Raw genomic sequence first — 13601 nt, forward strand, 5'->3', positions numbered from 1 at the left:
AATGCCCCCTTGTAGGAGCGGGCCCTGCCCGCGATTTCGCGCGCAGGGCGCGCTCCTACAGGGGAACGGCATATGTGGGGTGGTGTAGGGCGCATAACGCCCCAAGCGTTATCCGCCGTTCCAGTGCCACGGGCTGAGCAGTCGGGAAATCCGGAGCCATCCTGATACTCCTGGCTACTCTCACCGTAGGGCGCATAACCGTTCGCGGCTATCCGCCGTTGGCCGTTCCGGCGTGGCCGGTAAATCCAGTCGCGAACGGGTCCCGCTGCGGGGGTTGGTTCGCGAGCAAGAACTAGGCGTCCCCCTCGCTCCTACGAAGAGCTGTCCACCGCGTCACTCACGGCGCCGCGTCAGCTGGCGGTAGAGCTGCGGCAGGCGCAGCGGCAGCTGGGCCGGATCGCGCAGCATCAGGTAGCCCTGGTGGCCGAACAGGTGCGGCAGGTAGTCCGCCGCCTCGCGGTCGATGGTCAGGCAGAACGGCAGCACCCCGGCGCGGCGCGCTTCCAGCACCGCCTGGCGGGTGTCCTCGACGCCGTAGCGGCCCTCGTAGCAATCCAGGTCGTTGGGCTTGCCGTCGGTGAGGATCAGCAGCAGGCGCTGGCGCTCGCCGCGTTCGAGCAGCAGTTGCGTGGCCCGGCGGATGGCCGCGCCCATGCGCGTGTAGTAGCCCGGCCGCAGCGCGCGGATGCGCCCGCGCACGGCGTCGCCATGGCGTTCCTCGAAGCTCTTCAGCTGGGTCAGGCGCACGTGGTGCCGGCGCAGCGAGGAAAAGCCGTACAGCGCGAAGCGGTCGCCCACCGCCTGCAGCGCCTCGCCGAACAGCAGCAGGCTGTCGCCGATCAGGTCGATGACGCGGTGGCGGTCGTCCAGGTGCGCGTCGGTGGACATCGACAGGTCGGCCAGCAGCAGGCAGGCCAGGTCGCGGCGGGTCTGCCGGCGTTCGAGGAACAGGCCGGTCTCGGCGCAGGCGCCCAGGCGCCGCTCGACGCTGAAGTCCAGCCAGGCCTGCAGGTCCGGCTCGCTGCCCTGGGGCTGGCGGCGCAGCCACTGCGGCTGCTGGCGCAGGCCTTCGAACTGCCGGCGCAGGCGCCGGGCGATGGGCGCGAGCGCGTCCGGCAATGGCGCCGGCGCGGCATCGCGCGGCAGCATCGGCTGCAGGCAGACGTGGTCGGGCAGCAGGCATTGGCGCCGGTAGTCCCACTCCGGCAGGCGGATGCCCTCGCCCAGCGGCAGGTCGTCGTACTCGGCCGCCGGCAGGTCGAGGTCCAGGCGCAGGCCGCCGCCCTTGCGCTGGCGTTGCCGGGACAGGCTCAGGTGGTCGAGGTCCTCGGCCACCCGCGCGGCGTCCAGGTCCTCGCTGTCGTCGCCGGCGCGGTCCAGCTCGACGTGCTCGGACCAGCTGAACAGGTTCTCCAGACGGAACAGCAGCAGGCCGCCGCGCCCCGGGTCCTGCCCGGCGCGTTCGGCGCGCTTGCGGGCGGCGCCGTTGCGCACCTCGCCCTGCGCCCTGCCCTGCTCGCCGCCGTCGACCAGTTCGGTCCGCTGCGGCGCCGCCAGCTGCTGCGGCGGGTACAACCACAGCGGCAACGGCCAGGGCGCGCGCTCGCTACGCGGCAGGCCGCTGACGCTGCCGGGCTCGCGCAACGCCTGGCGCAGCGCACGCTCCAGCGCCGCCTCGGCCGGCGGCAACTGGGCCGGGTCCGGGCGCAATGGTAGCAGCGCTTCCACCAGCCGTTCGTAGCGCGGGCGCAGCAGCGGGTAGCGCTGCAGCACGGCGAGGGTCCAGGCCTGGTTGTCGCCGGCCCAGTGCCGCAGCGGCTGGCTGTGCGCCGCGAGCAGCGCCAGCCAGCGGTAGAGTTCAAGGTTCAGGTGCGCCTCGGGGTAGACCGCGAGGCTGGCCGGCAGGCGCAGGGAGTCGGCGTCGAACCAGGCCACCGGCAACTGCTGGCAGGTGCCGGCCACCTGTTGCAACAGGCTGCGGCGCACCAGCAGCTCGCGCGCGCTGGCCGCCTCCACGCCGACGCCGGCCTCGCCGCCGGTGGCGCGGAACAGCAGCAGCAGGCTGCGCCGGACCTCGTCCAGGCTCACCGCCGCGTCCTCGAACGTCGGGCTGGCGCGGCGGGTGATGAAGCGGTGCCAGGCGCGGCCGAAGCCTTCTTCCAGCTCCAGGTGAAGGGTCATCGCGACCTCGCGAAAAAAAGGGCCCGCTGCCAGGCAGACGGGCCCCGGGGGAGGGAACTCAACCGGCCTGCTGCGCCACGCCCACCGCGATGCGGCCGCGCTGGCGGAAGCTCAGCAGGTAGCAGATCAGCCCGATGAAGAAGCCGACGCCGGCATACAGGCGCAGCCAGAAGAACACCTTCAACTGCTCCACCGTGGCCATGAACGGCATGGCCGCGCCGTCGGCCGGCAGCCGCTGCAGCCACACCTGCACCACGCCGGCGGCGGTCAGCATCAGGGTGATCAGCAGCATCGACACGGTCATCAGCCAGAAGGCCCAGATCTCCAGGCTCTGCGCCCGGGCGTCAGGCGCCTCGCCGATCCCGCGCAGGCGCGGCATGGCATAGCTGATCAGGGTGATCACGATCATCACGTAGGCGCCGTAGAAGGCCAGGTGGCCGTGGGCGGCGGTCAGCTGGGTGCCGTGGGTGTAGTAGTTCACCGGTGCCAGGGTGTGCAGGAAGCCCCACACGCCGGCGCCGAGGAAGGCGGTGACGGTGGTGCCCAGCGCCCAGAGCGCGGCGGCCTTGTTCGGGTGCTCGCGGCGACGGCGGCGCACCATGTTGAAGGCGAACAGCACCATGGCGAAGAACGGCAGCGGCTCCAGCGCCGAGAAGATCGAGCCGAGCCACAGCCAGACGCCCGGCGCGCCGATCCAGAAGTAGTGGTGGCCGGTGCCGATGATGCCGGTGATCAGGGCCATGGCGATGATCACGTAGAGCCACTTCTCCACCACCTCGCGGTCGACGCCGGTGATCTTGATCAGCACGAAGGCCAGCATCGAGCCCATGATCAGCTCCCACACGCCTTCCACCCACAGGTGCACCACCCACCACCAGTAGTACTTGTCGCGGGCCAGGTTCTCCGGGTTGTAGAAGGAGAACAGGAAGAACACCGCCAGGCCCACCAGGCCGGTCATCATCACCACGCTGACCACGGTCTTGCGGCCCTTGAGCAGCGTCATGCCGATGTTGTAGAGGAAGCCCAGGGCGACCACGACTATGCCCATCTTGGTGATGGTCGGCTGTTCGAGGAACTCCCGGCCCATGGTCGGCAGCAGCTCGTTGTGGGTCAGCCGCGCCAGGCCCGCGTAGGGCACCAGCAGGTAGCCGAGGATGGTCAGCACGCCGGCGACGGCGAACACCCAGAACAGCAGGATCGCCAGTTTCGGGCTGTGCAGCTCGCGGTCGGCCTCCTCCGGCACCAGGTAGTAGGCCGCGCCCATGAAGCCGAACAGCAGCCAGACGATCAGCAGGTTGGTGTGCACCATGCGGGCGACGTTGAAGGGGATGGCCGGGAACAGGAAGTCGCCGACCACGTACTGCATGCCCATGACCAGGCCGAAGACGATCTGCCCGACGAACAGCATCAGGGCGAACACGAAGTACGGCTTGGCCACCGCTTGCGAAGCGAATTTCAGATGGGGATTGCCCGGGTTCATGCTCAACCCTCCTTGTTCGGCGGCCATTTGTTGGTGTCGATCTTCGAGGTCCAGCGCAGGAAGGCCGCCAGGTCCGCCACCTCCTGGTCGCTGAGGTGGAACTGCGGCATCTGCCGGCGCCCGGGGATGCCCAGCGGCTGCATCTTCATCCAGGCGGCGAGGAAGCTGTCGAAGGCGGCGTCACCGCCGCGGCGGCCGATCACGTTGCCCAGCTCCGGCGCGAAGTAGGCGCCCTCGCCCAGCAGCGAATGGCAGCCGACGCAGTTGTTCTGTTCCCACACCAGCTTGCCGCGCACCACCGACTCGGTCAGCTCGGCCTGGTTGGTGCGCTTGGGGAAGGTGGTTTCGGTGTGATAGGTCAGGGCGAGAAACACCAGGAAGAAGAAAACGCCTCCCCCCAGGTAGATGTTCCTCGCCATGCCCTTGGTGAAGGTGTCTGACATGGGGTCCTCCTCGGTCTCGATTTGCGGCCATTCTAGGAAGGCCCCCGGGCCGATCCGCTTGATGGCGATCAAGAAAGACCAATGCTTCCTGTCAGGTATTTATTTTCAGGGAAATCAGTAGCTTGCGTGGACAGCCAGAAGGAGCACGGCGAGCGCCAGCGGCCAGCCGAGCAGCAGCCGGCGCCACAGCGCCGGGCCGTGGCCCAGCTCCATGAAGCGCAGCACGATGAGCCAGGCCTTGCCCAGCGCCAGCAGCAGGATGCTCGCCACCGGCAACAACGCGCTGGCGGCGTGGTTGCCGAGCCAGATGCCGGCCAGCGCCAGCGGCACCAGCAACGCCCAGGCCAGGGCCAGCGACCTCATGGCAGGGGCGCCAGCACGTAGACCAGCGGGAACAGCATCACCCACACCAGGTCCACCATGTGCCAATACAGCGCCCCGGACTCCAGCCCGCCGAGGGCGCCCTGGGCATAGGCGCCGCGCAGGCAGCGCAGGGCCATCCAGCCGAGGATCACCAGGCCCAGCCAGACGTGCAGGAAATGGAAGCCGGTGACCAGCCAGAACAGCGTGAAGAAGGTGCTGTGCTCCAGGTCCAGCCCGCGCTGCGCCAGGTGGTGGTACTCGCCGGCCTTCAGCGCCACGTGCAGCAGCCCGAGCGCCAGCGCCGCCAGCAGCAGGGCCCCGGCGCGGCGCTGGTGGCCGCGGCGCACCAGCTCCACCGCGGCGGCGGCGAGGAAGCCGGCGGTCAGCAGGCTCAGCGTCAGGGCCAGGCCGAGGGACAGGTCCAGCTCCGCGCGGCCGGCGCGGAAGCCCTCGGCGTCCAGGCGCTGGGCCACGGCGAAGACCAGCAGGAGGATGGCGAAGACGCTCAGCTCGGCGAGGATGAACAGCCACATCGCCAGGTCGCCCGGCAGCCGCCGGGTGCCGGCCAGGGCCTCAGGCGAAGTGGACATCGACCAGGTCCATCAGCGCGGCGACGGTGCCTTCGTCATCGGACAGCGGCTCGGCCAGCCCGGCGCGGCAGGCCTCGCGCGGCGCCAGCCCGGCGTGGATCAGCCGCGCGGTGAGCACCAACAGGCGCGTCGAGCAGACTTCCTCCAGCTCCTGCCGCCCCAGGCGGCGCAGGGCCACGCCCAGCTGCGCCAGGCGCTGGGCCAACGCCACATCGACGTTCGCCTCGCGGGCGATGATGCCCGCCTCCACCTCCGCCGCCGGGTAGTCGAAGCGCAGCGCCACGAAACGCTGGCGGGTGCTCGGCTTCATGCCCTTGAGCAGGTTCTGGTAGCCGGGGTTGTAGGACACCACCAGCATGAAGCCGGGCGGCGCCACCAGCGACTCGCCGGTGCGCTCGATGAACAGCTCGCGGCGGTCGTCGGCCAGCGGGTGCAGCACCACCACCGTGTCCTGGCGCGCCTCGACCACTTCGTCGAGGTAGCAGATGCCGCCCTCGCGCACCGCGCGGGTCAGCGGGCCGTCCTGCCACCAGGTGCCGTCGCTGCCGATCAGGTGGCGGCCGACCAGGTCCGCCGCCGACAGGTCGTCGTGGCAGGCCACGGTGTACAGCGGCCGGCCCAGGCGCTGGGCCATGTACTGGACGAAGCGCGTCTTGCCGCAGCCGGTCGGCCCCTTGATCAGCACCGGCATGCCTTGCGCCGCGGCCTCGCTGAACAGCGTCACCTCGTTGCCGCTGGGCTGGTAAAAGAGCGGAAGTTCCTGGGCGGGTGCGTTCATGAGCGGGGGTTCTCCATCGGGTTCCACGGCTTGGCACGCTAGCCAGCGCGGCGATCGGCCTCAAGCGCGGCGCCGGAAGTTCTTGATTGTCATCAAGCGTTTGCGCCACGGGCCCCTTCTAGAATCGCAGCCACCGCCGGGCGGGACGCCGGCACCTGGATCCGGCGCTGCGGCGCCAAGCCTGCGAGGAAAGAGAACCATGAACAAAGCAATGGCCGTACTGCTGGCCGCCGGGTTGCTGGCACAGGCGCCAGCCTTCGCCAGCAGCGCCGAGGACCTGTTCAAGGCCAAGGCCTGTGTGGCCTGCCACACGCTGGACAAGAAGCTGGTGGGCCCGGCCTTCCATGACGTGGCGAAGAAGTACGGCGACCAGCCCGACGGCGTAGCCCACGTGATGCACAGCATCCGCACAGGCAGCAAGGGTGTCTGGGGCACGATGCAGATGCCGCCCAACGCCGTCAGCGAGGATGAGGCCAAGACCCTTGCCGAGTGGATAGTCACGCTCAAGTAAGTTATCGCGCAGGGGAGGAAACCCGATGGCCGCCGACCAGGATGCCCACTGCAGCACGGAGCCCGACGCCTGCCGCGAAGGCGCCGTCAGTTACCTCCGCCTGCTGCTGGGCTGGCTGCTGCTACTGGTCGGCCTGGCCGCCCAGGGCGCCGAGCTCAGCGACCTGGAACGCACCCGCATCACCCAGGTATTCCCCGGCGTCGAGCGCATCGGCGAGGCCGAGGGCGAGTTCGGCGTGCGCCGCCTGTTCAAGGGCGACGAGCTGCTCGGCTATGCCTTCCAGAGCATCCGCGTCACCCAGATGCCGGCCTATTCCGGCAAGCCGATCAACCTGCAGGTGATCCTCGATCCCCATGCGGTGATCCGCGACGCTTATGTGCTCGAACACCACGAGCCGATCCTGCTGATCGGCATTCCCGTAGAAAAACTGCATGCCTTCACCGCCGGCTATGCCGGCGTGCGGGCCGACCAGCGCGTGGTGGTGGGGCGCTCCAGCGACAAGCAGACCACCACCATCGATGCCGTCGCCGGCGCCACTGTCACCGTCATGGTGGTCAACGAGATCGTCATGCGCGCCGCCCATACCGTGGCGGTGTCCCTGGGGCTGATCGAGGACGGCGGCAGCGTCCGGCCCAAGCCTGCGCAGGTGCGCCTGGACGCGTTCCAGCCGGCGACCTGGACCGAGCTGACCGGCAGCGGCGCGATCCGCCGCCTGCAGCTGAACCGCGGGCAGATCGACGACGCCTTCAAGGGCACCGAGGCCGCCAACGTCGGCGCGGCCGATGCAGCGCACCGGGCGGACGACTTCATCGACCTCTACACCGCCCTGCTCAACCCGCCGGGCATCGGCCGCAACCTGCTCGGCGAGCGCCAGTACCAGGAGCTGATGGACGCGCTGAAGCCCGGTGAATACGCCATCGCCGTGCTGGGCAACGGCCAGTATTCGTTCAAGGGCTCGGGCTACGTGCGCGGCGGCATCTTCGACCGGGTGCAGCTGCGCCAGTTCGGCGACATCCTCAGCTTCCGCGACCTCGACTACCAGCGCCTGTCCGACGTCTACGCCGAGGGCATGCCGGCCTTCGCCGAGATGGCCATCTTCATCGTCCGCGCCCAGCACCGCTTCGACCCCGGCACGCCGTGGAACCTGGAGCTGCTGGTGCGCCGCCAGACCGGCCCGGTGGCCAGCCTGTTCACCAGCTTCGCCCTGCCCTACCAGACACCCGAGGCCTACCTGCTGCGACCGCAGCCGACGGCCGAGGAACTGGCGGCCCTGGAAGAGGCCAAGCGCCCGCTGTGGCTGCGCATCTGGTACCAGAAGAGCTTCCAGATCGGCGTGCTGCTCGGCGCCCTGGCGCTGCTCGCCACCATCCTCTTCCTGCAGGACGCCCTCACCCGCCGGCCGCACCTGCTGCACTGGGTGCGCCGCGGCTACCTGGCGTTCACCCTGGTGTTCATCGGCTGGTACTGCCTGGGCCAGCTGTCGGTGGTCAACGTGCTCACCTTCGTCCACGCGCTGTTCGAAGGCTTCCGCTGGGAGCTGTTCCTCAGCGACCCCATCCTGTTCATCCTCTGGACCTTCACCGCCGCCAGCGTGCTGCTCTGGGGGCGCGGCGTGTTCTGCGGCTGGCTGTGCCCGTTCGGCGCCCTGCAGGAGCTGCTCAACGAGGCCGCGCGCAAGCTGCGGGTGCCGCAGTTCGAGCTGCCCTTCGCGGTCCACGAGCGGCTCTGGGCGGTCAAGTACATCATCCTGCTGGCGCTGTTCGGCCTCTCCCTCGAATCGCTCGCCACCGCCGAGCGCGCCGCCGAGGTGGAGCCGTTCAAGACCGCCATCACCCTGGGCTTCGCCCGCCAGTGGGGCTTCGTCGCCTACGCCGCCGGCCTGCTGCTGGTCAACCTGTTCACCCGCAAGGTCTATTGCCGCTATCTCTGCCCGCTCGGCGCGGCCCTGGCCATCCCCGGCAAGGCGCGCCTGTTCGACTGGCTCAAGCGGCGCAAGGAATGCGGCCAGCCCTGCCAGCTGTGCGCCCGCGAATGCGAGATCCAGGCCATCCACCCGGACGGCCGGATCAACGCCAACGAGTGTCACTACTGCCTCGACTGCCAACTCACCTACCACGACGAAAACAAGTGCCCGCCGCTGGTGAACAAGCGCAAGAAACGTAGCAAGCAGGCACCGGCGGACGACGGCGAGCGGATCGCCGTGCGCCAACTCTGAATAGCAACTTGGGAGGATCGGACATGAACGAGAAGAAACACCCGCAACCCGAAGACGCCAGCGGCTTCAGCCGCCGTGACTTCCTCGGCGCCTCGGCGGTCACCGGCGCCGCGGCGCTGGTCGGCGCCAGCGCCCTGGGCAGCGCGGTGATCCCGCGCGAGGCCTGGGCCGACACGGTCAAGGCGGCGCAGGCCAAGGCCCACGTCGGCCCCGGCGAGCTGGACGAGTACTACGGCTTCTGGAGCGGCGGCCACTCCGGCGAGGTGCGGGTGCTGGGCATCCCCTCGATGCGCGAGCTGATGCGCATCCCGGTGTTCAACGTCGACTCGGCCACCGGCTGGGGCCTGACCAACGAGAGCAAGCACATCCTCGGCGACAGCGCGCGCTTCCACAACGGCGACTGCCACCACCCGCACATCTCCATGACCGACGGCAAGTACGACGGCAAGTACCTGTTCATCAACGACAAGGCCAACAGCCGCGTCGCGCGCATCCGCCTGGACATCATGAAGTGCGACAGGATCGTCACCGTCCCCAACGTCCAGGCCATCCACGGCCTGCGCCTGCAGAAGGTGCCGCACACCAAGTACGTGTTCTGCAACGCCGAGTTCATCATTCCCCACCCCAACGACGGCTCCAGCTTCGACCCCGGCGCGGACAACGCCTTCACCATGTACAACGCCATCGACGCCGAGACCATGGAGGTGGCCTGGCAGGTGATCGTCGACGGCAACCTGGACAACACCGACATGGACTACACCGGCCGCTTCGCCGCCTCCACCTGCTACAACTCGGAGAAGGCGGTGGACCTGGCCGGCATGATGCGCAACGAGCGCGACTGGGTGGTGGTGTTCGACATCCCGCGCATCGAGGCCGAGATCAAGGCCAAGCGCTTCGTCACCCTGGGCGACTCCAAGGTCCCGGTGGTCGACGGCCGCCGCAAGGACGGCAAGGACAGCGCGGTGACGCGCTACATCCCGGTGCCGAAGAACCCCCACGGCCTGAACACCTCGCCGGACGGCAAGTACTTCATCGCCAACGGCAAGCTGTCGCCGACCTGCAGCATGATCGCCATCGACAGGCTGCCGGACCTCTTCGCCGGCAAGCTCAAGGACCCGCGCGAGGCCGTAGTCGCCGAACCGGAACTGGGCCTGGGCCCGCTGCACACCACCTTCGACGGCCGCGGCAACGCCTACACCACGCTGTTCATCGACAGCCAGCTGGTGAAGTGGAACCTGGAGGACGCAGTGCGCGCCTACAAGGGCGAGAAGGTCGACTACATCCGCCAGAAGCTCGACGTGCACTACCAGCCGGGGCACAACCACGCCTCGCTCTGCGAGACCCGCGAGGCCGACGGCAAGTGGGTGGTGGTGCTGAGCAAGTTCTCCAAGGACCGCTTCCTGCTCACCGGCCCGCTGCACCCGGAGAACGACCAGTTGATCGACATCTCCGGCGACGAGATGCAGCTGGTCCACGACGGCCCCACCTTCGCCGAGCCGCACGACTGCATCATGGCCCGCCGCGACCAGATCAAGCCGCGCAAGATCTGGTCGCGCGACGACCCCTTCTTCGCCCCGACCGTGGCCCGGGCGAAGAAGGACGGCATCGACCTGCTCAAGGACAACAAGGTCATCCGCGACGGCAAGCAGGTGCGCGTGTACATGACCTCCATGGCGCCCACCTACGGGATCACCGAGTTCACCGTGAAGCAGGGCGACGAGGTCACGGTGACCATCACCAACCTCGACGAGATCGAGGACGTGACCCACGGCTTCGCCATGGTCAACCACGGCGTGAACATGGAGATCAGCCCGCAGCAGACCTCGTCCATCACCTTCGTCGCCGACCGGCCCGGGGTGCACTGGTACTACTGCAGCTGGTTCTGCCATGCCCTGCACATGGAAATGGTCGGCCGCATGCTGGTGGAAAAGGCCTGATACGGGCCGCGGGCGCTGCCGGGCCCGGGGGCCCGGCAGCGCCACCTGCGAACGCCCCCGGAGGATGCTTCCGCGTGCCCACTTCCCGCGCCTGCCTCGCCCTGCTGCTGACGCTCGCCGGCCCCGCGCTGGCCGCGCTCCAGCCGATCGACGAGCTGCCCCTGCGCGCGGCGGGCGAAGGGCTGTGGACGCTGGCGGCCGGCACCTACGCCGGCCACTTCCTCATCGACCGGCCAATGCACCTGCGCTGCGAGGACGGCGCCACCTTCGACGGCCAGGGCCAGGGCAGCACCCTCACCGTGCGCAGCGCCGAGGTCACCCTCGAAGGCTGCCGGGTGCGTAACTGGGGCCGCAACCTGACCGACATGGACTCGGCGATCTTCGTCGAGAAACGCGCCCGCGGCGTGGTCCTGCGCGGCAACCGGCTGCAGGGCCCGGGTTTCGGCATCTGGCTCGACGCCAGCGAAGACGCCCAGGTGCTGGACAACCGCATCGAGGGCGATGTGCAGCTGCGCTCCCAGGACCGCGGCAACGGCATCCACCTCTACGCGGTGCGCAACGCCCTGGTGCGCGGCAACCGGGTGCGCCACACCCGCGACGGCATCTACATCGACACCGCCAACGGCAGCGCCATCGAGCACAACCGCCTGGAAGACCTGCGCTACGGCGTGCACTACATGTTCACCAACGACAGCCGGGTGATCGGCAACCTGACCCGCCGCACCCGCACCGGCTACGCGCTGATGCAGAGCCGCAAGCTCAGCGTGATCGGCAACCGCTCGGTGGACGACGAGAACTACGGCATCCTGATGAACTACATCACCTATTCGACCCTCGCAGGCAACCGCGTCGAGGGCGTGCGCAGCGGCAGCGGCGTGACTGGCGAAGGCATGATCGCCGGCGCCGAGGGCAAGGCCCTGTTCATCTACAACTCGCTGTACAACCGCATCGAGGGCAACCGCCTGGCCGGCAGCGCCCTGGGCATCCACCTGACCGCGGGCTCGGAGGAAAACCGCATCGCCGGCAACGCCTTCGTCGGCAACCGCCAGCAGGTGCTCTACGTGGCCAACCGCACCCAGGAATGGTCGGTCGACGGCCGCGGCAACTACTGGAGCGACTACCTGGGCTGGGACCGCGACGACGACGGCCTGGGCGATGTCTTCTACGAGCCCAACGACAACGTCGACCGCCTGCTGTGGCTGTACCCGCAGGTGCGCCTGCTGCTCGCCAGCCCCTCCATCGAACTGCTGCGCTGGGTGCAGCGCGCCTTCCCGGTGACGCGCTCGCCGGGGGTGCGCGACAGCCATCCGCTGATGCGCGAACCACAAGCGGAGGCGCGCCCATGAAGCTGCTGGAAATCCAACGCGCCAGCCTGCGCTACGGTGCCTTCACCGCCCTGCACGGGCTCGACCTGGACCTGGCCGCCGGCGAAGTGCTCGGCCTGCTCGGCCACAACGGCGCCGGCAAGACCACCAGCATCAAGCTGATGCTCGGCCTGCTGCGCCCCGACTCAGGCAGCGTGCGGGTGTTCGGCCACGCCGCCGACGCCCCCGCGGTGCGCCGCCAGCTCGGCTTCCTCCCGGAGAATGTCACCTTCTACCCGCAACTGACCGGCCGCGAGACCCTGCGCCACTTCGCCCGCCTCAAGGGCGCCGCGCCCGCCGAGGTGGACGCGCTGCTCGAACAGGTGGGCCTGGCCCAGGCCGCCAACCGGCGCCTGAAGACCTACTCCAAGGGCATGCGCCAGCGCCTCGGCCTGGCCCAGGCGATCCTCGGCCGGCCGCGCCTGCTGCTGCTCGACGAGCCCAGCGTGGGCCTCGACCCGGTGGCCACCGTCGAGCTCTACCGCCTGCTCGACCGTCTGCGCAGCCAGGGCACCGGGGTCATCCTCTGCTCCCACGTGCTGCCCGGCGTCGAATCCCACATCGACCGCGCCGCCATCCTCGCCCACGGCCGCCTGCTGACCTGCGGCAGCCTGGCCGAGTTGCGCCGCGAGGCCGGGCTGCCGACGCGCATCCGCATCGCCGGCCCGCGCAGCGAACGCTGGCTGGAGCATTGGCGCGCCAGCGGCTACACCGTCCGCGCGCTGGACGGCGGGCGCATCGAACTGCTGGCCGCCGAGGAACGGCAGCGCCGGCTGCTGCAGGCGCTGCTGGAAGAGCAGCCCCTGGGCCTGGAGGTGCTGCCGCCCTCGCTAGAGGACCTCTACCTCCACCACATGCAGGGCGCCGGGCGCGCCTGCGGAGAAACGCCATGAAGCCGGTCTGGCACATCGCCCGCAAGGAACTGGCCGACGGCCTGCGCAACCGCTGGCTGCTGGCGATCAGCCTGCTGTTCGCCCTGCTCGCCGTGGGCATCGCCTGGTTCGGCGCCGCCACCGCCGGGCAGGTGGGCTTCACCTCGATCCCGGCGACCATGGCCAGCCTCGCGAGCCTGGCCACCATCCTCATGCCGCTGATCGCCCTGCTGCTGGCCTACGACGCCATCGTCGGCGAGGAGGAAGGCGGCACCCTGCTGCTCCTGCTGGCCTACCCGCTGAGCCGTGGCCAGCTGCTGCTGGGCAAGTTCCTCGGCCACGGCCTGATCCTCGCTCTGGCCACCCTGCTCGGCTTCGCCGCCGCCGCGCTGTCCATCGCCGTGCTGGTGGAGGACATCCAGCTGCCCCAGCTGCTGTGGGCCTTCGCCCGCTTCATTCTGTCGTCCACCCTGCTCGGCTGGGCCTTCCTGGCCATGGCCTACGCCCTGAGCAGCCGCGTCGGCGAGAAGTCCACCGCCGCCGGCCTGGCGCTGGGCCTGTGGTTCTTCTTCGTGCTGCTGTTCGACCTCGCCCTGCTGGCCCTGCTGGTGCTGGGCAAGGGCCGCCTCAGCCCGGAGCTGCTGCCCTGGCTGCTGCTGCTCAACCCCACCGACATCTACCGCCTGATCAACCTCTCCGGGCTCGGCCCGGAAATCGACGGCGTACTGGTCCTGGGCCGCGACCTGCCGGTGCCCGGCGCCCTGCTCTGGCTGGCTCTGGCCGCCTGGACGCCGGCGGCGCTGGCCCTGGCCTACCGGCTGTTCCAGCGCCGCCCGGCCTGACGTCTCACCCCAAGGAGCCCCCGAT

At 69.5% G+C, this 13601-nt stretch carries 12 protein-coding genes; 6 read left to right on the plus strand and 6 right to left on the minus strand.

Annotated features, from left to right (window positions below; all coding sequences use genetic code 11):
• Nucleotides 1-333 precede the first annotated feature (333 nt).
• The 6 genes from DK254_RS12120 to DK254_RS12145 all read right to left on the minus strand — a co-directional run bounded on the left by DK254_RS12120 (nt 334) and on the right by DK254_RS12145 (nt 5835).
• Nucleotides 334-2181: a nitric oxide reductase activation protein NorD gene (locus DK254_RS12120; RefSeq protein ID WP_109933900.1), complete on the minus strand. Its 1848-nt coding sequence runs from the start codon at nt 2179-2181 to the stop codon at nt 334-336.
• A gap of 58 nt (nt 2182-2239) precedes the next feature.
• Nucleotides 2240-3661: a cbb3-type cytochrome c oxidase subunit I gene (locus DK254_RS12125; RefSeq protein ID WP_109933901.1), complete on the minus strand. Its 1422-nt coding sequence runs from the start codon at nt 3659-3661 to the stop codon at nt 2240-2242.
• Between the two features lie 2 nt (nt 3662-3663).
• A complete protein-coding gene (locus DK254_RS12130; RefSeq protein WP_043314711.1) occupies nt 3664-4104 on the minus strand; it encodes a cytochrome c in 441 nt (146 codons plus the stop codon).
• 114 nt (nt 4105-4218) lie between these two features.
• Nucleotides 4219-4467 (minus strand): cytochrome C oxidase subunit IV family protein, encoded by a 249-nt coding sequence (locus tag DK254_RS12135; RefSeq protein ID WP_009614890.1) that lies wholly within the window; start codon nt 4465-4467, stop codon nt 4219-4221.
• Nucleotides 4464-5057, minus strand: a complete 594-nt coding sequence (locus tag DK254_RS12140; RefSeq protein ID WP_109933902.1) for a cytochrome c oxidase subunit 3 — start codon at nt 5055-5057, stop codon at nt 4464-4466. The genes DK254_RS12135 and DK254_RS12140 overlap by 4 nt, the downstream gene beginning before the upstream one ends.
• Nucleotides 5041-5835 carry a CbbQ/NirQ/NorQ/GpvN family protein gene (locus DK254_RS12145; protein ID WP_109933903.1) on the minus strand — a complete coding sequence of 265 codons (795 nt, stop codon included), beginning with the start codon at nt 5833-5835 and terminating at the stop codon, nt 5041-5043. Before DK254_RS12145 ends, DK254_RS12140 begins: the two co-directional genes overlap by 17 nt.
• Nucleotides 5836-6034: 199 nt before the next feature.
• Here DK254_RS12145 and DK254_RS12150 point away from each other — a divergent pair, with 199 nt between their 5' ends.
• The 6 genes from DK254_RS12150 (at nt 6035) to DK254_RS12175 (ending at nt 13576) form a co-directional block, all read left to right on the plus strand.
• Nucleotides 6035-6346, plus strand: a complete 312-nt coding sequence (locus DK254_RS12150) for a c-type cytochrome (RefSeq protein ID WP_109933904.1) — start codon at nt 6035-6037, stop codon at nt 6344-6346.
• A 115-nt stretch (nt 6347-6461) separates the two neighbouring features.
• Nucleotides 6462-8561 carry a transcriptional regulator NosR gene (gene nosR / locus DK254_RS12155; RefSeq protein WP_256595857.1) on the plus strand — a complete coding sequence of 700 codons (2100 nt, stop codon included), beginning with the start codon at nt 6462-6464 and terminating at the stop codon, nt 8559-8561.
• A gap of 23 nt (nt 8562-8584) precedes the next feature.
• The gene (nosZ, locus tag DK254_RS12160) at nt 8585-10498 is read left to right on the plus strand and encodes a TAT-dependent nitrous-oxide reductase (RefSeq protein WP_109933905.1); all 1914 of its coding nucleotides are present in this window, start codon (nt 8585-8587) and stop codon (nt 10496-10498) included.
• A 74-nt stretch (nt 10499-10572) separates the two neighbouring features.
• Complete coding sequence (locus DK254_RS12165; RefSeq protein WP_109933906.1) at nt 10573-11844, plus strand: nitrous oxide reductase family maturation protein NosD; 1272 nt, start codon at nt 10573-10575, stop codon at nt 11842-11844.
• A complete protein-coding gene (locus tag DK254_RS12170; RefSeq protein ID WP_109933907.1) occupies nt 11841-12755 on the plus strand; it encodes an ABC transporter ATP-binding protein in 915 nt (304 codons plus the stop codon). The genes DK254_RS12165 and DK254_RS12170 overlap by 4 nt, the downstream gene beginning before the upstream one ends.
• Nucleotides 12752-13576 (plus strand): ABC transporter permease, encoded by an 825-nt coding sequence (locus DK254_RS12175; RefSeq protein ID WP_109933908.1) that lies wholly within the window; start codon nt 12752-12754, stop codon nt 13574-13576. The genes DK254_RS12170 and DK254_RS12175 overlap by 4 nt, the downstream gene beginning before the upstream one ends.
• Nucleotides 13577-13601 lie beyond the last annotated feature (25 nt).

The sequence above is a fragment of the Pseudomonas sp. RW407 genome (assembly GCF_003176655.1).
In the GTDB taxonomy this organism is placed as follows: Bacteria; Pseudomonadota; Gammaproteobacteria; order Pseudomonadales; family Pseudomonadaceae; genus Pseudomonas; species Pseudomonas delhiensis.

Excerpts from the sequence above, each read along its gene's own strand:
- DK254_RS12120 (WP_109933900.1), bottom strand. The coding sequence starts at position 2,181 with ATGACCCTTCACCTGGAGCTGGAAGAAGGCTTCGGCCGCGCCTGGCAC.
- DK254_RS12125 (WP_109933901.1), bottom strand. The coding sequence starts at position 3,661 with ATGAACCCGGGCAATCCCCATCTGAAATTCGCTTCGCAAGCGGTGGCC.
- DK254_RS12130 (WP_043314711.1), bottom strand. The coding sequence starts at position 4,104 with ATGTCAGACACCTTCACCAAGGGCATGGCGAGGAACATCTACCTGGGG.
- DK254_RS12135 (WP_009614890.1), bottom strand. The coding sequence starts at position 4,467 with ATGAGGTCGCTGGCCCTGGCCTGGGCGTTGCTGGTGCCGCTGGCGCTG.
- DK254_RS12140 (WP_109933902.1), bottom strand. The coding sequence starts at position 5,057 with ATGTCCACTTCGCCTGAGGCCCTGGCCGGCACCCGGCGGCTGCCGGGC.
- DK254_RS12145 (WP_109933903.1), bottom strand. The coding sequence starts at position 5,835 with ATGAACGCACCCGCCCAGGAACTTCCGCTCTTTTACCAGCCCAGCGGC.
- DK254_RS12150 (WP_109933904.1), top strand. The coding sequence starts at position 6,035 with ATGAACAAAGCAATGGCCGTACTGCTGGCCGCCGGGTTGCTGGCACAG.
- nosZ (WP_109933905.1), top strand. The coding sequence starts at position 8,585 with ATGAACGAGAAGAAACACCCGCAACCCGAAGACGCCAGCGGCTTCAGC.
- DK254_RS12170 (WP_109933907.1), top strand. The coding sequence starts at position 11,841 with ATGAAGCTGCTGGAAATCCAACGCGCCAGCCTGCGCTACGGTGCCTTC.
- DK254_RS12175 (WP_109933908.1), top strand. The coding sequence starts at position 12,752 with ATGAAGCCGGTCTGGCACATCGCCCGCAAGGAACTGGCCGACGGCCTG.